The sequence below is a fragment of the Streptomyces sp. NPDC048565 genome (assembly GCF_040650935.1).
Classification (GTDB): Bacteria; Actinomycetota; Actinomycetes; order Streptomycetales; family Streptomycetaceae; genus Streptomyces.
On record NZ_JBEZIH010000008.1, the window covers coordinates 190920 to 209201 of the forward strand.

The following is an 18282-nucleotide window of genomic DNA, read 5'->3' on the forward strand; positions in this document are numbered from 1 at the left end:
TGCGGACGGAGTGTCCTCCCTTGCCCAGGATCGATGACCGGCTCGTGCTCCCCGGCGGCCTGACCCTGCCCAACCGGCTGGTGAAGTCCGCGATGGAGGAAAACCTGGCCACCGAAGGACAGTTGCCCGGCGAGCAGCTGCTGGAGCTGTACCGGCGCTGGGCGATGGGCGGCGCCGGACTGTTGATCACCGGCCACGTCATGATCGACGGCAGCGCCCTGGCCGACCCTTCCGACGTGGTCCTTCAGGACGGCACGCCACTCGAACCGTTCACCCGCTGGGCCGGAGCCGTACGCGGCGCGGGCGGGCGGGTCCTGATGCAGATCAACCACCCCGGCCGCGTGGTCAATTCCGACATGCCGGGTCCCGCCCTGTCCGCATCGGACGTCGCGGTCGACGCCGGGCGCTACTCCCGTATGTTCGGCCGGCCCCGCGCCATGACCGAGACGGAGATAGCCGGGACCGTCGCCCGCTTCGCCGCGACGGCGGCGCTGGCCGCCGAGGCAGGGTTCCACGGCGTACAGATCCACGCCGCGCACGGCTACTTGCTGGCCCAGTTCCTCTCCCCCCTGACCAACCGGCGCACCGACCGGTGGGGCGGCGAGCTGGACAACCGGGCGCGGATGCTCCTCGACGTGGTGCACGCCGTACGCGCCGCCGTGCCCGAGGGCTTCGCGGTGGCCGTCAAACTGAACACCGCCGACTTCCAGCGGGGCGGATTCGACGAGGGCGAAGCCGTCCAGGTCGTGGACGCACTCGCCTCGGCCGGCTGCGACCTGGTCGAACTCTCCGGCGGCTCCGTCGAAAGCCTGGCAACCCATGGACACCCCGCCGATGAGCGGACTCTGGCACGGGAGGCCTACTTCCTGGACCTGGCCTCCGACATCATCCGCACCGCACGGCTGCCGGTCATGGTGACCGGCGGAATCAGACGGGCCGCGGTGGCACAGCGCGTCCTTGACCAGGGAGGCTCGCTGGCCGGCATGGCAACGGCGCTGGCCTGTGTCCCGGATCTCCCGCAGCGGTGGCTCAGCGGCGAGGAGACCGTCGTCGAGCCGGTGCAGCCGCGGTGGAAGGACAAGGCACTGACCGCCGCCGCGACCCAGGCCGTGGTCCGCCACCGGCTCGCACGCCTCGGCGCGGAACGCGACACCCGCAGGCCCCTGTCGCCCGCCCTGGCACTGCTGCGCGAACGGCTCCACCGCCATCGGGCGCTGCGCCGCTACCGGCGCTGGTACGCGAGAGGGGACCACGCACACGCGCCCCACCCCTCCACGCACCCCACCCCCGACCCTCACTGAAAGGCTCCCGGTCGCATGTACGGCTACAACGGCACCACCACCTTGGTCACCGGAGCTTCCAAAGGGCTCGGGAGGGCCTACGCCCAGGAACTCGCCCGGCGAGGCTCGCACCTGGTTCTCGTCGCCCGCTCGACCCCGGCCCTCGATCAGCTCGCCTCCGAGATCCGCGCGGCACACCCGGTGGACGTCCATGTGATCGGAGCGGACCTCTCGGACCCGACGGGCCCCGCCGCCATCGTCGAAGAACTGCACAGGCAGGGCCTGACCGTCGATCTGCTGGTGAACAACGCGGGGATGGGCTCCGTCGGCCCCTTCTTCGACCGCCCTCTCGATCAGAACCTGCGGTCGGTCGATCTCAACATCACCGGTCTGATGCTGATGACCCGGCTCATCGGGACGAGCATGCTCGAACGCGGCTCGGGCGGGATCATCAACGTCGCCTCGACCGCCGCGTTCCTGCCCATGCCCTACCAGGCGAGCTACGGCGCGACGAAGGCGTTCGTCCTCTCCTTCACCGAGGCACTCGCGGAGGAACTCCAGAACACGGAGGTACGCGTCATGGCTGCCCACCCCGGCGCGACCGCGACCGGCTTCTTCGACAACACCACGGCCGTCATGGACCCGGGCAGAACGGACACCCCCGCGGCGGTCGCCGCGAAGACACTGGACGACTTCGCACGCGGCAGGACGACCTCGTACCCGGGCCGGCCAAGCAACCGGGCGTCCACCTGGGCGGTAAGACTGCTGCCCCGCAGGACGGTCACACGCGTGGCCGGGGGCATCAACCGCAGAGCGGGCTTCCACCAGGCCCAGGACACCCGGCCCCGGCGAACAGGGCTCGATGGAGGTGCTCCTGTCGGCGCGCAGGCGTAAGTGCTCGGCCGTGCGCCGTGCTCAGCCGAGCGCACTCGCGCTGAGCCCACATCCCCCGCACCATTCGAACGTAGCCGGTCAACCGCCTGCGAACCTGCGACACCCGCTTTAGGAGAGCAGTGCTCTCCGCCCCCCGTTGATCCGACATGGAGAACCATCCGCGGCTGCGGCTGCGGCTGCGGCTGCGTCAGTCATGCGGACGGCCCCAGTCCGTGACGCTGAGGCCGGCGCGCATCAGCAAGTCGTTACTGAGGCCGAGTCGCTGTATCGGGGATCTTCCATAGCGTCGGAGCCAGCGCCTTCTGCGATCGCGTTCCTGGGGGCTGAGCCAGGTCCAGTCGTCGGAGCGGAGACCGGTTCCGCCCTCTGCGCCGCCTTCCCTTGCCGCCTGCTCGATGAAGCCGAACTCCCCCGGGGCGTATCGGAGAGCTATCAGGGCCCAGGCGGTCGCGTAGTCGAGAGCGGGGCCGTGCTGCCTCATGAGGCGGTAGGTGCGTCGTTGACGTAGAGGCGCGAGGAGCCAGCGTCTGGTCTTCACGTTCATGCGGGGTCGTCTCCCGAATCGGTCCGAGTAGTGGGGAGCCAGGCCGCGGCCGTCTGATGCAGTTCGGTGCTGCCGAGCGCCTGCAGGGTCTGGGTCAGGGCTCGGAGGAAGATCTCCCGCTGGTGCGGCGTGCGGATGTCCATGAGCAGCTGGTCGATGAAGCGGACGATCTCGTCGCGCAGTGCGTGGTGTTCGAGGCTGCGTGGGGGCTTGAGCCCCTGCACTGCCGTATTCAGCTGATTGAGATCGTTGATGCGCTCGGGGTACCGGTCGATCCACCAGACCGGACGGAGATCAGGGTCGGCAAGGATGCGCTGGCGGAAGACGAGCCGACGGTGTTCGTCTCCTCGGTCGAGGTCTCCCTGCTGTTCTCGGCGAAGGTGTTCCTCCGCCAGCGCCAGATCTGGGCCGGTGACGGTCAGGGATGCAGTGCCTCTCACGGTGAGCGCATCGTGGACCGGATCCGGCGGGTAGGCGATGGCCAGGTTCACGGCGTCCTGGGCGGCGCCGAGTTCGAGCACCGTGTGGCGGGTGAGCGCCCGTCGGGTGCGCTCACGCAGACGGTGACGTGCGAGAACCGCCGGATCCCGGCGATCCCTCGGGCCAGTTTCCGCCAGCTGCCACGAGCCGTCGATGCACACGGTGAAGAACACACTCGGCACGCGACTAGGGAGGCGTTCGTCGAGTTCGACGGCTCCCGCTGCCACTGCCTCTGTCGTTGACGCGTCCGGGACCGCCGCCGGGCGCTTGGCGAGAGGCGGCGGGCCCGGACGCGTACGCCGTCGGGCGAACAGGCTCATACCGGTGTCGCGTCCAGCGCTCCCGGTTCGATGACCCCGGAACTGGTCACGTCCGCCGGCGGCTCGGAGGTCCCTTCGGGCGACGGATCAAGGGCTGCTTCGGACGACGCCGACGCCAGGATGCTTTCGAGCAGGATCTGACGTCGTCGTCGCCCGGTCTCCGTGATGCCGCACTCCACTCCCAGAAGGAGGTGGGACACCCCGGCGTCACCGAGGTTGCCGCGGAGCACGGCCTCCGCCGTGCCCAGCACCTGCCTGTCGGGTACGGCAGGAGAGTTCAGCCAGGCAGCCAGCGCTTGCATCGCCTGGTCGGTCGTCGGCGCGTGACTCCATGCCGCCCGCCAGCCGCGCACGAACAGTTCTCCCTCGGCTCCGTCCTCCTCGGTGGCAGAGGCGAGGTCGGGCTCGCCCCCTGCTTCGGCGAACTCCAGGGCGACGGGAGTCTCGTCCTCGACCAAGGCCGTTAGGGCGAGGAATGCCGTGGCCCCGGCCTGCCGGATCACGGCGTCACCGTCCTCGGCCCATTCGACGATCTCGCCGAGGACCAGGTCCCGAAGGTCCTTCTCGGCGGCCAGAGTCCGGATGCTCCGGGCTACGGCGTCGGCGCCGCGCCGGTCGGTGCGCGAGGCGAGGAGCCGGAGGCGGGTAAGGGCGACACGGGGATAGACCTGCCCCAGGCGGCCGGCGCAGACGTCCGCGATCGTGGTGGCGAGTGACTCACTGAGCTTCTTGTGCCCGGCCATGTCGTACAGGCGCTTTCGCACTGCCACTCCGATGCCGGGGTGGGTCGCCGTGCTGTCCAGGATGCCGACCGCGAGCTTGCGGTGGGTGGCGGTGTCCATGGCAGTCCAGACGCTGACGACGCTCAGGACCACGTGGCCTCCGGGGGCGGCCGCCAGTCGTGTGATCGCCTCGGCGACGTGGCCACGGTACTTCGCGGCGATGCCCTTGGGGCCGGTGATGTCCGAGGCCCAGCGCAGAAGCACATCTCTCAGCAACGGCCGCTGCTTCCAGACGTGCGCCAGGACCGCTTCGTGCAAGCCGTGCCGCAGCTCGCTCAGGGAGAGGGCGTCGTCGCCGACGCGCTCCGCCCCGATGATCTCCAGCCGGGTCTCCAGATCGGGCCCGCCCAGCGCGCCACCTGGCGGCAACGTGCCATCCACCTCACTGAACAGCCGGTCTCCGGCCGCCATGACGACATCGGCGGGCACCCCTTCCAGCAGAGCCGCAGCGATCAGCAGCGCCCGATCACGCAAGTGCTCAACGCCCTCATGTTTCTCGAACCAGCCCACAAGGTGGCCGTGCCAGTTCTCGAACTCGCTCTTGGCGTCCGCCTCGCCATCGGAGGCAGCCACCGCGGCGATCCGGGCCAGGCGCACCGCGACAGCCGGCGGGGTCGTAGCGCTGAGCACCGCGGCAAGGGTCCGACCTTCGTCGAGCCAGTCAAGTCGATCGGGCCGGTTCTGCCGCAGGTGTCCCTTGGCCACCGCGGTTCCGGAAGGCTGAGCGTGTTCGACGCGGGCGATGGAGGCCATCGTGCCGGGTTTCCAGGTAGAGGGCGCGGCCAGGATCACGAGATACGCGCCGACGCTGGCGGCCTTCTTCTGATAGCCACTCAGCCCTTGGTAGAAGTCCTCGGGAAGCGTCCTGTAGTCCGAGAGGTCCAGGAGGAAGCCGTTCCCGGGTGTACAGGGAATCTGCTCGGTACGCGGGCGGTCCCAGTCGAGGATGAGGCTGTGGATGTTCTCTCCCGCAACGCCCACGCCCTGGAGCACGCGCAGTGCCGTCGTACGCCTCCCCGTATCGGCCGTTCCGGTCAGGGCCACGATGTTGTGCCGGCCCACGGGCCTCTTCAGCAGTCGCACAGCACGGTCGACCTGGCGCTCCTGGCCGGCCTCCGCCACTGCGTGGACGTACTCCTTCTCCACCATGGCGAGTTCGGCCGGATCCACACCGACCGCCCCCAGGTACTCCCATCCGCGGACGTACGTGTGGTGGTGTTCCGCGTAGTCCCCGGAGACCTGGGTGACCTGACCGTTCTCGGACGCTTCGGCCTCCTGGTGAACACTCCCCGGGGCCTCCTCCTCGCCACTCATGTCCGCCTCGCGTGGAAGACGGTCTGGTTGCCGCCGACCTGGTTGACACGCGCCTTCCCACTCGCCTTCGCGTTCTGCCGGATCACCGTCTCCTTCTGCGCGGCCTCAGGATGCTCCGCCCTCCATCGGGACACGAACTCCAGCAGTTCACCCGCCGCGGACGGATCTTCATCTGCCGCGTCCTGCAACCGCACAGCCCAGGAGGCCGACACCTCTCTTGCCCGGTCCTCGGCTTCGTCCTCCGGGGCAGCAAGCAGCGACTCTCTGTCACGGTCGAGCCGAGTGAGCGTACGGGCCTCCGTGCCCGATCCTCCTCGGCCGAACCACTGCGCGATCCATTGCCTGCAGCCGTGCCAACCATCCACCGTCATGGATGCGACCAGGGCGGATGCGCCCGCCACTCCTACGGTCGTCAGATCCCCGGTTACGTCCAACGCGTTCCCCTCGCCGTGCGGCAACAGTGACGAGGCCCATTCGTTCCCTTTGCCGTCCGCGCTATGGCTACGGAGAGAAAACAGGCGGATTCATTGCGTTGGACGACTGAAAACGGTGCGTTTATCACCATGGGGGCGTATTGAATGGAAAGGGGCCTTCATACGGGCCATTCGCACGCCCGCGCTCGGGTGTATCAGGGGTCGACGAGGTACCCGACAATCGCGGCCCGGTATGTCCGGAGCCCCTCCGGACATACCGACAAGTAGGCAGGCCACCCTCTACAGCCACCCGCCGCCCGGGCCACCCCCCATATCCATGACCCGGTCCGGACCGCAATCCGCTACGCTGGTCCCTGCGTCTTCGCCTTCGTAGCTCAGGGGATAGAGCACCGCTCTCCTAAAGCGGGTGTCGCAGGTTCGAATCCTGCCGGGGGCACAGAGACACGCCAGGTCAGTGGCCCTGTCGTCCAAGTGGGCGGCAGGGCCACTGGTCTCGCAGCGCACATATGGCACACATGGGTCCGCACCGAGGACGGGGAGCTGTCACCAGATGCCTGCGAAGGACGAGCTGGCCCCGCGCCGACACGAGAAGCTGGTCGACCGCCTGGAATCGCTGATGAGGTCCGCCGTCAAGCCCACGTACAAGGGGGTACTACGGGCAGCTCACTGAGCAGCGGTGACCTCGAAGAGCTGGGCGAGCTGAAGATTGTCCGGCGTGCTGCCCAGGAGGCGGGTCGGCGCCTCGGCTGGAATCCCACCACCAGGCTCGTCGGGGGCCGACTCTTTGTTCTCGACGAGCGCGAGGTGCCCGAGGAGATCGAGGAGCTCACCGAGAAAGCTGCCGCCGAGGCGCTGGACCGGGCATGGCGGGAGCATCAGTGAGCCTGGCGGACCTGCCCGACCCCGTTGTGGTTTTGGCCGAGACCGACTGGAGGCCAAGGGGCGCAATGGGACTGCGGACAACACGTCCCTTTCTTGCCTGAAGCACCAGCCCACATAGCCGAGTTACTGATTCACTACCAGTCGAACATGTGGGCACAACGGGGAGGCGACACCGTGGACCCGACGCTTATGGCCTCAGCCGGCGCGGGCGGTACAGCCGTGGTGACGACCGCTTGCTCGCAAGCTCGGCCCTCTGTGATCCCGCCCCAAGCATGTGCTTGCTGCCCACCAGCATCAGGAGTATCCAGCCATGACGGCCGAAGGACGGCGCGATGAAGAGCACTCCCGATGGAGTATGCATGCCCAGGCCGCGGGCAAGGGGCGCGTGTATCAAGCTGGTGGCGACCAGCATGTGACGGTTCACGTTCACAGAGTGCAGCCGAAGCCTCTGTCGGCCGGGAGCCTGCGTAACGCCCTTGCGCCGCTCTACGTTCTGCTTCAACTCGTGGGGACGATCGCGTTCGTGGTCGGCGGCCTCATAGCCTCTAAGACCCTCGGGAAAGCGCCTTTCAGCACCCTGGCCCTCCAGTCCTGCGGGATCATGGTCGCGAGCTTGGCGCTGATGATGCTCGTTGAACGGCTCTTCACAGGCCGCTGGCACAGGTGGTCACGCACCCGCCGGCGAGCACCGCGCCTGTAAAATCCTGTCCGCGCACTGATCATTCGATGAACGACCTGCTCCAGGGACGACGTGGTACTCCCAGGCCAAGTCCGTCGGATACCCCGCCCGCGAAGACAGCAGCCACAGACGCCCCGGAACCGTCGCTGTTCTGTCATACGACAGTGATCGCGACGCGGGCGCGAACTGTTCGACTGGAGGGATGCCCTCCTCAGAAGCTGTTGCTCCGCGCCGCCGCTCCCCCGCACCCCGCGCTTGGCTGCCCGCTCTCGGCCTGCTGGTCGGCGTTCTCGCGGTGCTCGGCTTATACGTCCTCCTGCCGAATACCGGCCCCGCCGACGAGAACGGCTCCGCGTCAGGGCTCTCGGCACCCGCGTCGTTCCGTGTCGCCCCGTACGGCGGAAAGCCGCGTCCCGACCGCGAGAAGAACCTCCTCGTCAGTTACGACCGAGGAGTGCCGCGCGGTGTCGGGAACGAGTCCACGCTCACCATGGACGTCTCCGGCTCCTCCGGCGTGCTGCGGCTCAAGGGGTACAGCACCAGTTGCTCGGGGACGGACCACAAGGTGGTGTGCCGTGTCGGCGAGGCGTATGACAGCTGGACCGACGGAGCCCGTGTCCTGCCCCGCGCGGCGCCCACGAGCAAGCCCGGGGACAAGGGCGAACTGCACATCACCTTCCGTAACGCGAACGGCGAGGTGAGTCGGGCGACGACCCGTATCGCGGTCGGCGGCCCCGTCCTTGCCCTGCGCGAACAGGACCCTCTTCGTATGGAATCGGGCAAGCGGCACGCTGCCGCGCTGGACGTCCGCAACACCGGGGAACTGCCGGCGGACGGCTTCACCGTGACCGCGACGGTCGACGGCGCAATGGGCCCTGTCCGCCGTTCCCGGTCGTGCGACTACGTTTCCCACCGCGGCGCCACGGTCGTGACGTGCCGCTTCCCCGGACTGCGCATCGAACCCGGCGAAGAGGCCCACGTCCCGAACTGGCTCGTTCTCCGCGGCTCACGCACCCAGATGGGCTCCTTCTTCCGCGCCACCGTCGAACTCCTGGGCAGTGGTGCCGACAACGGAGGCCTCGACGGCTCCTCCCGCTCGACCTCGGGCCCCTCCCCGTCCGGCACCCCGCGCGCGGGCGCCGGCCCGGCGCTCGCCCCGCAGGTACATGCGGCACCCTCCAAGGGCGCGAAGTACAGCGAGGAGAAAGAGGTCTGGACGACAGTGCGCATCGCCAATCACCCCGACTACGTACTCGTGTCGGACCTCTCCGCCGCAGACGGCGACGGGCGCCACCTCCGGGTGGGGCTGCGCAACAACGGCCCGGGCAGGCCGAGCGGCGGGAGCGCCACGCTCGTCCTCACGCTGCCGGAGGGCACCGACGTGCACAAGGAGCCGATGGAGGAGATCGATACGGACACGTTCGATCCGGTCTGCCGGCACCAGGGGCTCACCTACACCTGTCCCCTGAGAACAGCGGTGCCCGGCGAGTCCTACACCCTCGACTTCGAGGTACGCGGGAGCAAGAGCGTGGGGAGCGGAAAGGCCAAGGCCGCGCTCAGGATCGGCGACATGGAGGAGGACCATGCCGATCTCGACGCCACGAACAATTCGCGCACCTTCGACCTGTTCGGGCCGGTGCCCGACGAGGCCGAATCCGACGCGGGGACAAACGTCGGCGTCGGGGTTGCCGGCGCGCTCGGGGGCTGCGTGGTCCTCGCGGTAGCCGGCGTACTGGTGCGGCGGAAGCTGCGCAGGCGGTGATTCCCACCTGAGGGTGTGGGTGCGGCATCCGGTGACCGCGCCCACACCACCCAGGCGACGCCGACACCGCGCGTGGGCGGTGGCCGACAGACCGACCCGAGGGACAGGCCGGCCCTATTTCTTGGGGAGCTTGAGCTTCTGGCCGACGGTGAGCGTGTCGGACTTCAGGCCGTTGAGGGTCTTGATCTCGGTGTAGCGGGCGCCGTCGCCCAGCTTGTCGGCCGCGATCGACCAGAGCGTGTCGCCCTGCGCGACGGTGTACACAGCAGTGGTGGTGGGGCGCGACCATGACGCGGCGTGTTCCAGGCGCTCGGCGACACGGCGCCGGAGCCCGCCCATGCTGACGCCCTTCGGGTCGACCTTCCCGGGCTGCCACTCCAGGTGTCCGATGACGGACGTCGTTCCCTGCTTGCCCCATCCGTGCGCCCGGACCAGTGCGGCCGACGCCCGCACCATCGCCTCGACCTGGACGTCGGGCCACGGGTCCTTCCCGTCGCCCAGGTTCTCGCACTCGAAGCCGTAGAAGCGGGCGTTGCCGTCGGTGTTCGCCTCGTTGTCGGTGGGCAGCCTGCGCTCGGCGATGACCGCGGCGAGCACGTCGTCGTCGCCGAGGCCGGCGTGGTTCGCCCGGCCGTAACCGACGAGGTGCACCCGCCCGTCCTTCGCGATCATGCCGTGGCACAGCGGTCCCGGCAGGCCCGCGTAACCGTCGCGCACGATCTTCACGGTGTTCGCCGTGCCCTTCGTGACGGTGTGATGGATCATCACCCCGTGCACCGGGCCCCATGCACCGTGTCCGGCGCGGTTGTGGGTGCGCCAGTTGCCCACCTCGACGACGGTGACGCCCTCGGCCTTCAGCGCGGCGAGGAACTTTGCGGCAGACAGTGGTGTGGCCACATGGATCTCCTGACGTACAGGGAGCTCCGGCCGGTCGGCGCGGGGCTCGTCTCCCTTACACCGTGCCCGACATTCCTCATCGACACGCCAGAACCGGCGAGTTGTCGATGTGTCAGGTCAGGTCAGGTCAGGTCAGGTCAGGTCAGAAGATCGATGAGTCGTTCCCGCACGTCGTCCTTGCCCGCCTCGGGGTCCGGCACCAGCTTCTCCCGGTCGTCGGGGTCCCGGGCGAGGACGTGCAGCCGTCCGCCGCTGCGGGCCAGCACCAGGTCCCTGCTGCTGCCCGCGGTCTCGGCCGATCCCTGCGCCGTGTAGTCGGTGACGGTGATCAGCGCGGAGCGCTCCGATTCGGCGAGTACGGCCTCGGTGTCCGCCGACTCTCCGCGGTCCGCCGCCGAGCCCCGCGGCAGCCACTCGGTGAGCGCGTTCAGGGCCTCGTCGATCTTGTACAGCCCCAGCTGGTGCACGCCGAGCGCGTCGATGCGGACCATGAGGCAGATCCGCTCGGGCTGGGGGAGCAACAGGATCCGCCACGGCTCGCCCGGACCCGACCCGGTCGTACGGGCATCGAGCACCTTGCGGGCCCGCTGCTGGAACGCCACAGCGATGCCCAGGTCTCCCTGCACCTGAACCTCCTCGCCCGTGTCACCCGCCAGCAGCAGCTGTCGGGCCGCCAGCGAGCGGACGGCCTCGGCGATCACGTCGTCCGACGGTCTGGCCTCCAGGAAGTCGACGATCGCGTCCACGGCGGTGAGCTCCGCGATGGTGTACGCACCGAGCAGCACCGGTCCTGTGTCGACCAGGTTCACCACGGCCGACACCAGCCCCGCGGGTCTGGACACCGCACCCGTGGCCCCCGGCGCCGCCGGGGGGACATCGCGCTGTTCGTCGTCGCTCATGAGGGCCCTCCCGGCTGCAACAGTTCCACCACAGGCGGCACGCGACTCTCCCTGAGCACGGCGGCTGCGCTGCGCGAGAGGGTCTCCGTCACCCACACCTCGGAGTTGCCGAACAGCCCACGGCCCGCCCTGCCGGACAGCGACCGCCCCAGCTCGCCGGCCAGATCCTCCCGGTCCGGGGGCGGGAAGCGGGCCGCCAGGTCCGCGGAAACGGCGGTGACGTCGTCCCCCTCCTCGATCCGGCGCAGCGCCTGGGTCAGCACCCGCGCGACGGGAGGCGACAGGGACGTCGGCACGGCGAGGAACGGCGACAGGTACATCGGTCGTCGTTCGGTCATCCGGGACAGCCCCCAGGGGCCGACATTGCTGCGCGTGATCCGGTAGACGACGTAGTCCACGAGGTGGCGCAGGTCGCTCACGCTGGGCAGCCTCCGCCCGCCGAACGCAGCCGGTGTCTTCTCCAGCTGCACCCAGGTGCCCTGGGCCGTGCGCCCGTGCAGCTTCTCCCGCACCACGACCCCGCGCATCCCGATGTCGGGATAGAGCGTCTTGTCGATGTCACGGTGGTGGCTGGACAGGCGCTCATGACTCACGTCGGCGAACCGCCAGTCCTCGTACAGCCGCGGTTCGTCCACCAGCACATGGCCGCCGCACAGCACATCGTGCAACTGGGGCACCTGCAGTCCGTGGCGCTCCAGATCCGAGAGGATCGTCGCTTCCTCCGGGCTGAGGCGGCGAGCGGCCTCCAGCAGGCCCTTGCGGTACGCCCCTGCCCGCGCGGTGATCTCGATCATCAGCCGGACCCTGGTGCGTACCTTCTCGGCGCGCCGGGCACTCTCACTGTCCGGAGCCGCCCCACCGGGTCGCCTCAGATGGACGACCGATGCCAGTGCGTGCTTTCGCTCCACCTGGCCAGTACAGCACGGCGGGCCCCTGCCCGCACGGGCTGCCCGCACCGGTGCGGAGGGGTGATCGGCGGTGTCACCGGGCGCCTCGGTTCACTCGGCGGAGTGGAGTCGGCCGCCCGCGCGGGACTGTCGGCTGCGACATGCTTCGGCATCGCTGTGGTCCGTCGAACGATGAGCGCATGTCACTGAACATTCTGCGTTCGCCGGCCCGCCGCGTGATTCCCGCACTGCTGGTCGCCCAAGCCGCTTTCCTCCCTCTTCAGCCTGCCTCCGCCGCTGCCGCCCAGCACCTGACGCACCCCTGCCGGGCGCTCGCCGGCTGCGGTTCGGTCATCGTCGCCCCTGTCTCCCAGGCGGCCCCTGACCACGGTCGCTGCACCAGCCCGGAACCGGTCGTGTGCCTGATCCGGAGCGAGACCCCGGAGGAGCGCGAGGTCGCCCGCGACCAGCGGATGCGCTATCACGACCTACTCGAGGACATGGAGCGCACGGAGTGCGCCATGCGCGCGGAAGGGCGCTCGGAGGAGGACATCGCCCGGACACTGGTCCGGATGCGCAACGACGCCAAGGACGTCGTCCGCGCCGGCATGACCCCGGAACAGGTCGCGGAACTGGAGACACGCAACGAGAAGAAGTACGGCAACCCGCTCGGCCCGACAGCGGACCAGCTCTACCTGAAGTACGGCTCCTGGGAGAAGGTCGCCGAGGCCGCCACCCGTTCGAGCACGGCCGTGGACCAGGAACTCGGACTGGAATTCCGCCACTGCTCCTGTGAGGTGCTCCAGCCGGCGGCGTGACGCGCGGAGGCAGCGGACGACCGTGTCGGGGCCGCCGAAAAAACAGGTCCGCTCGAAAGCGCTCCGCCTCTATGGTGGTCCGATGCCGTCGATCAAGCAGGTCCAGATCACCTTCGACTGCGCGGAACCTGAGCGCGTCGCCCGCTTCTGGTGCGAGGTGCTGGGGTACGTCGTACCACCGGTACCGGAGGGGTTCGCCACGTGGGCCGATTACGATCGCTCGCTGCCGCCCGAGCGTCAGGGTGCCGGGTTCGTCTGCATGGATCCCACAGGGGTGGGCCCCCGCATGTACTTCCAGCGTGTACCCGAGGGCAAGGTCGTCAAGAACCGGGTGCACCTCGACGTGCGGGTCGGTACGGGGCTCGTGGGCGCCGAGCGGCTGGCCGCGCTCGAGGCCGAGTGCGCACGGCTGATCCCGCTCGGCGCGGTGCGCGTACAGCTGCTGACCGCCGATGACTTCGACGAGTCGTGCCTCGTGATGCAGGACATCGAGGGCAACGAATTCTGCCTCGACTGAGCGGCCGTTTCGTCGTGAGCGCGCGCCGCCCTACGGGTGCAGTTCCTCGGGGCACGGGGTCCCCGGCTGCAGCTGGTACGGGGCCGCAAGGCGGTAGACGCCGGGGCGTGGCGCGAGGAGCTCGGTCCACTCGTCGCCGTCCCCGTCCTCCTCCACCTTGATCAGACAGCCGTGGTCGTTGGTGAAGTCCTTCGGGGCGTCCCCGTCCTCCTCCGAACGCTTCTTGGACGCCTCCGTCTCCTGCGGCCGCTCCACACTCTTGCCGTCGTCGTCCACGACGGCGAGCCACCTGGAGTACGGGATACGGATCAGGACGCGGCCGGCCGACTGCACGCGGATCGTCAGCTTGTCGTCACCTGCCCGCTCCACCGTCGCGGGCGGGTCGGCGAGCGGCACCGGGTCCAGGACCCGGAACAGCTTCCAGTTGGCATCGCTCCAGACCGCCTTCAGGTACGGCTGCCCCTCCTCGACGAGCCCCGCCTCCTGCTCGCCCCCGGAGTCCGGCATCCCGGTCGGCAGCACCACGTAGTGCACCGCCCAGCGGTCCAGCCACTCCCGGTAGTTCATGGCGTTGAGGGTGTCGTCGTAGAAGAGCGGGTTGCGCTTCATGTCGGCCTGCCGGTTCCAGCCGCGGGCCAGATTGACGTACGGCGTGAGCGCGGAGGCCTCACGGTGGCTGCTGGCGGGCACGACCTCGACCCGACCCCGCTCCGCGCCGACCTTCTGGAGCTGGTTGACCAGCGGGGCCAGTTCACGGTTCCAGGAGGCGGTGGGGGCGGTACGGACGATGTCGTCGACGCCCTTGAAGCCGATCCAGAAGTTCAGCCCCGCGAAGACGACGAGCAGCGCGTACCAGCGCCGGGTGCGCGGCGCCGTGTACGGGAGCGCGGCGAGCAGGACGACACCGGCGAACAGCATCGCCATCCGCGACACGTTCGAGCCGATCTGCGAGTCGACCACATAGGTCAGCAGTGTCCCGGCGCCGTAGACCGCGGCGGCCGTCCGCACGGTGCGCCAGTCGCGGGGCACCAGGAAGAAGACGAACACCGCGTACACGAAGGGCAGCGAGAGGGTGCCGATGGACATCGGCTGTGTGCCGGAGAACGGGAACAGCCAGGCGGACAGGACCACCACCGCGACGGGGGCCAGGCCCAGCGCGTACGCCCCTGGCCGTCGTTTGTTCAGGAACAGCGCCGCCGCGACCACGCCGAGGAAGAGCCCGGCGACCGGGCTGCTCGCCGTCGCGAGCCCGGCCAGCGGTGCGGCGACGGCGGCCTTCGCCCACCGCCGGTAGCGCCAGCGGTGCGGCCAGCAGAAGACGGCGGCGACGGCACCGAGCGCGAACATCATGCCGAGCCCGAACGTCACCCGGCCGGACAGGGCGTTGCACAGATACGCGAAGACCCCGGCGAGCGCGCACGCGAGGGGGTTACGGACGGCGGGCACCCGCACCAGGATCAGGGCGGTGAGGGCCGATGACACCGTGCCGGCGACCATCATCGTCGACCGGACCCCGAGCAGTGACATCAGATACGGCGACACCACGCTGTACGAGACCGGGTGCATGCCCCCGTACCAAGCGAGGTTGTACGCGGTACCGGGGTGGCGGCCGACGAACTCCGCCCAGGCGTCCTGGGCGGCGATGTCGCCGCCGCTGTTCGCGAAGAAGAAGAACCAGAGGAGATGGACGGCCGCGGCGACCACGGTCGTCAGCAGGACGGGATGGCGTCCGAGGCGGCTCCGTATCGAACCGCCGTCGCCGGGGCCGGCCTTGGCCGGGACACGGACGGACACGCCCTCGGCCCGCTGGTCGGCGGCTGCCCGTGTCGGCTCAGCGGTAGTCACTGCGACTCTCCCCGTCCTCGCCCGGGCCTGCCGAACCGTCCATGTACCGCACGGGCCTCATCCGTAGTCGGAAGGACGCGTCCCGGCGCCCATCCGTTGCTTTTGGGACGCTAGCACGCGGCATTTGCGCCGCGCCGCCCCGTTGGCACGATGGACGCCCCTGCCCCGCGCGGGCGGGACAGGGGCCTGCCCGTCAGGTGATGCGAGTGAGCTTGTCGCCGAAGCCCGGTTCCGTCATCGCGCTCTGCAGGGCGACGGGTACCGACGCCTTGCCCGCGCCCGTACCGACGGTCACCTCGCCCACGACGGTGCCCGCCTTCGCCTCCTGGGCGGGCGTCTTCCCACCGTCGGTCAGCTTGAGGTCGACCTTGAGCCCGCCCCAGCCGACGGCCTTCAGGTCCTTGGTGGCGACCACGGGGGTCCGGCCGCCGACGCCGTTGTCGACGTAACCGACGACCTGGCCCTTCTTGACGACGGCGGCGGAGTCGACGCCCTCCTGGGCGGTCTGGATCAGCGCCAGACTGCTCTGCAGAGCGCGCTGCAGCTTGGCGTCCAGGGTGCCGTCGGCGTCGGCGCCCATGACCGCGCCGATGATCCGCCGCGTCTTGCCGTCGACGACCGTCTCGGCCGTCCAGATGAGGTTGCCGCCCGCGGGGGTCGACGAACCGGTCTTGATGCCGCTGACGCCGGGCTCCAGCAGGATGTTGTTGTTGTTGTAGATCGTCTTGTCGATGCCGGGGATATCGGCCTGCGGCATGTTCACGATCTCGCGGAAGACGTCGTTCTGCACGACCGCCTCGGCCAGCTTGAGCTGGTCGGCCGGGGTGGACCGGGTGGTGGGTTCGAGACCGCTCGGGTCCGTGTACACCGAGTTCGTCATCCCGAGATCCTTGGCCGCCGCGTTCATCTTCTCGATGAACGCCTTCTCGGTCTTGGCGTCCCAGCGGGCCAGCAGCCGCGCCACGTTGTTGCCGGAGGGGATCATCAGGAGCTGGAGCATCTGACGCTCCGTGTACTTCTGCCCCTCCTTGATCGGCGCCGTCGACTCGTCCTCCCGGTCCGCCTCCTCGCCGGCCTTCGCGTCGACCACGATCTGGTCGCCTGCCTGCTTGCCGGTGATCGGGTGGCCCTGGAGGATCACGTACGCCGTCATGATCTTCGCGACGCTCGCGATCGGCGCGGACTTCTCCTTGCCGTACACACCGATGGTGCCGACGCCCTCGACCTCCACGGCGCCCTGCCCGTCCTCCGGCCACGGCATGTCCAGCTTCTCGCCGCCGAAGGTGTAGGTGGGGGCGACGGACAGCGTCAGCGTCGGGTCGGGCAGCGGACGCACGGCCTGCGCGATCGCAAAGATGATCACGACGAGCAGGAGGAGCGGCGTCCAGATCTTCACCCGGCGGACCGCGGTGCGTACCGGGGTCTCGGCGGGCGGCGGGGTGTTCGTCAGCTCGGCGAGCAGGTCGAGCGGGGGCCTGGGCGGCATGGGCTGCTGCCTGGTCCGCTCGGCCTCGGCGAAACCCTCGCCCGGACTCGCGGGCGTGCCGGGGCCGGCGGCGACGTCCGGGGTGACCGTGGGGCCGACCACGGGCGCGGGGTGTACGTCGTCCGAGCGCAGCGGCACGAACTTGCTCGTCCGCTCGGCGGGAGTTCCGGGGGCGGCCCCGGGGGCGGTCCCGGGGTCGTCGGAGGGCTTGGCGGCCCAGGAGGCGGGCTTCCGGGCGGCTTCCTTCTCCTTCGGCGGGAGCTTCAGCGCGGTCGTCGGCCGGTCGAGGCGTTCGGGCCGCGGCGCCTTGAAGACGGCCGTCGGATGATCGATTCCTCGCCCGTCGGACGCGGATTCCGCGTCGTCCTGTGCGTCCTGGGTGTCCTGTGCGTCCTGTACGGAGTCCTCTGCCGCGTCCTTGGCGGGGGCCGGGGCCGCGTCCTTGGCCGGGGAGGCCTCCTCGCGGCTCTTCGGGACGCGGGGGGCGTCGGCATCGGTTGCGGCGGTATCGGTGCCGGCGTCATCGGCATCGGCATCGGCGCCGGAGGTCGGCGCCTTGGCCGCGCCGTCGGCCGGAGCCTCGGCATCCTCCCCGGCCGGGGCATCCGTCGCCGAGTCGTCGCTGCCGGCCGGAGCGCCGGCGGCGCTGTCCGTCGTCGAGTCGTCGCCCTTTTCGGGCGTCTCGTCGACGGGGGCGGAGGTGTTGTCGGCGTCATCGTCGCTGTCGCTGTCGTCAGCCGCGGCGTCATCGGCCGCGGACGGCTTGTCCCCGTCCTCGGCCGCACTGTCCTGAGCTGCGGCTTCCTCTTCGGGCCCGGTCGCCACCCACGCCGCTACGGCGGCACGCAGCCGCGCATCGACCGGCGGATCGGCATCCGCGCCGCCGTCACCGTCGGCACCCACACCGGCATCGGCATCGGCATCGGCATCGGCATCGGCATCGGGCGCAGCATCGGGCGCGGGCTCCGCGTCCGATGCGGATTCATCGGCGTCCGGATCGCCGGAACCGGACGCCGCTTCGGGCTCCGCTTCCGCTTCGGCATCGGGGCCGGCCGCCGCGGTCTCGGGCGCACTCACAGGCGCCTCAGAGGCCGCCGTGGCACCCTCGGGCACTCGCTCCGCCTCTGCCGCCCCTCCGGCCTCCCCGCGGGCCGTGGAGGCCTCCTCAGGGTCATCGGAGACCTCCGCGTCCGTCCGGGGCGCGGAAGTGGCCTCGGACGCGTCGGGCTCCGCCGAGCGCGGCAAGCGGAAGACAGCCGTCTTGCTGTCCGCCCCGCTGCCCGTCTCCGTCGCGCCGTCCGCCTCGCCGTCCGTCCTGGTGCCTGTCGCGGTGTCTGTCGTCCCGCCCGCCGTATCCCCGCCCGCTGCTGCGACCGGTTCACGGAACACGGCGAGACGCGGATCGCGTTCCTCAGCCGTTCCCGAAGCCGTCCCCGACGACTTCCGCTGCTCCGACTTGCCGGGGGACTCGCCCGCCACCGATACCTCCGTGTTGTGCCGCGGGACCATGCCCCGCACTGTCCGAACCATCTACCAGTGTCCTGTGTGAACCCTTGGCCGAC

The 18282-nt window shown here is 69.9% G+C and carries 15 protein-coding genes and 1 tRNA gene; 7 read left to right on the forward strand and 9 right to left on the reverse strand.

Translation table 11 applies throughout. The features are described 5' to 3' along the window. The first annotated feature begins 20 nt into the window (after positions 1 to 20). Entirely contained in the window at positions 21 to 1301 is a 1281-nt protein-coding gene (locus tag AB0C75_RS12860; RefSeq protein ID WP_362889941.1) for a tRNA-dihydrouridine synthase, read from the forward strand. Positions 1302 to 1316: 15 nt separating this feature from the next. Next, entirely contained in the window at positions 1317 to 2174 is an 858-nt protein-coding gene (locus AB0C75_RS12865; RefSeq protein WP_362889943.1) for an SDR family oxidoreductase, read from the forward strand. 540 nt (positions 2175 to 2714) lie between these two features. On the opposite strand, the gene AB0C75_RS12870 is transcribed toward AB0C75_RS12865, so the two are convergent. The 3 genes from AB0C75_RS12870 to AB0C75_RS12880 form a co-directional block, all read right to left on the reverse strand. Further along, entirely contained in the window at positions 2715 to 3425 is a 711-nt protein-coding gene (locus AB0C75_RS12870; RefSeq protein WP_362889945.1) for a hypothetical protein, read from the reverse strand. A gap of 89 nt (positions 3426 to 3514) precedes the next feature. Continuing rightward, positions 3515 to 5614 carry a hypothetical protein gene (locus AB0C75_RS12875; protein ID WP_362889947.1) on the reverse strand — a complete coding sequence of 700 codons (2100 nt, stop codon included), beginning with the start codon at positions 5612 to 5614 and terminating at the stop codon, positions 3515 to 3517. Then, on the reverse strand, positions 5611 to 6048 hold the full coding sequence (locus AB0C75_RS12880) for a hypothetical protein (protein ID WP_362889949.1): 438 nt from the start codon (positions 6046 to 6048) through the stop codon (positions 5611 to 5613). The genes AB0C75_RS12875 and AB0C75_RS12880 overlap by 4 nt, the downstream gene beginning before the upstream one ends. 363 nt (positions 6049 to 6411) lie before the next feature. On the opposite strand from AB0C75_RS12880, the gene AB0C75_RS12885 reads away from it, so the two are divergent. Continuing rightward, a tRNA-Arg gene (locus AB0C75_RS12885) sits at positions 6412 to 6484 on the forward strand. Positions 6485 to 6711: 227 nt separating this feature from the next. Here AB0C75_RS12885 and AB0C75_RS12890 read toward each other — a convergent pair. Next, positions 6712 to 6924 (reverse strand): hypothetical protein, encoded by a 213-nt coding sequence (locus AB0C75_RS12890; protein WP_362889951.1) that lies wholly within the window; start codon positions 6922 to 6924, stop codon positions 6712 to 6714. 316 nt (positions 6925 to 7240) lie between these two features. Here AB0C75_RS12890 and AB0C75_RS12895 point away from each other — a divergent pair, with 316 nt between their 5' ends. Beyond that, a complete protein-coding gene (locus AB0C75_RS12895; RefSeq protein WP_362889953.1) occupies positions 7241 to 7630 on the forward strand; it encodes a hypothetical protein in 390 nt (129 codons plus the stop codon). Between the two features lie 181 nt (positions 7631 to 7811). Further along, the gene (locus AB0C75_RS12900; protein ID WP_362889955.1) at positions 7812 to 9371 is read left to right on the forward strand and encodes a hypothetical protein; all 1560 of its coding nucleotides are present in this window, start codon (positions 7812 to 7814) and stop codon (positions 9369 to 9371) included. Between the two features lie 114 nt (positions 9372 to 9485). Here AB0C75_RS12900 and AB0C75_RS12905 read toward each other — a convergent pair whose 3' ends face one another. The 3 genes from AB0C75_RS12905 to AB0C75_RS12915 all read right to left on the reverse strand — a co-directional run bounded on the left by AB0C75_RS12905 (position 9486) and on the right by AB0C75_RS12915 (position 11961). Next, positions 9486 to 10268, reverse strand: a complete 783-nt coding sequence (locus tag AB0C75_RS12905; RefSeq protein ID WP_362889957.1) for an N-acetylmuramoyl-L-alanine amidase — start codon at positions 10266 to 10268, stop codon at positions 9486 to 9488. A gap of 137 nt (positions 10269 to 10405) precedes the next feature. Then, entirely contained in the window at positions 10406 to 11167 is a 762-nt protein-coding gene (locus AB0C75_RS12910; RefSeq protein ID WP_362889959.1) for a hypothetical protein, read from the reverse strand. Then, positions 11164 to 11961: a hypothetical protein gene (locus tag AB0C75_RS12915; RefSeq protein WP_362889961.1), complete on the reverse strand. Its 798-nt coding sequence runs from the start codon at positions 11959 to 11961 to the stop codon at positions 11164 to 11166. The genes AB0C75_RS12910 and AB0C75_RS12915 overlap by 4 nt, the downstream gene beginning before the upstream one ends. Before the next feature lie 293 nt (positions 11962 to 12254). Here AB0C75_RS12915 and AB0C75_RS12920 point away from each other — a divergent pair, with 293 nt between their 5' ends. Both AB0C75_RS12920 and AB0C75_RS12925 read left to right on the forward strand, forming a co-directional pair. Next, positions 12255 to 12872, forward strand: coding sequence for a hypothetical protein (locus AB0C75_RS12920; RefSeq protein ID WP_362889963.1), 618 nt, complete (start codon positions 12255 to 12257; stop codon positions 12870 to 12872). 82 nt (positions 12873 to 12954) lie between these two features. Then, complete coding sequence (locus AB0C75_RS12925) at positions 12955 to 13389, forward strand: VOC family protein (RefSeq protein WP_362889965.1); 435 nt, start codon at positions 12955 to 12957, stop codon at positions 13387 to 13389. A gap of 30 nt (positions 13390 to 13419) precedes the next feature. Here AB0C75_RS12925 and AB0C75_RS12930 read toward each other — a convergent pair whose 3' ends face one another. Both AB0C75_RS12930 and AB0C75_RS12935 read right to left on the reverse strand, forming a co-directional pair. Beyond that, positions 13420 to 15183, reverse strand: coding sequence for an MFS transporter (locus tag AB0C75_RS12930; RefSeq protein ID WP_362890091.1), 1764 nt, complete (start codon positions 15181 to 15183; stop codon positions 13420 to 13422). Between the two features lie 244 nt (positions 15184 to 15427). After that, entirely contained in the window at positions 15428 to 18229 is a 2802-nt protein-coding gene (locus AB0C75_RS12935; protein ID WP_362889967.1) for a serine hydrolase, read from the reverse strand. Between the last annotated feature and the right edge of the window lie 53 nt (positions 18230 to 18282).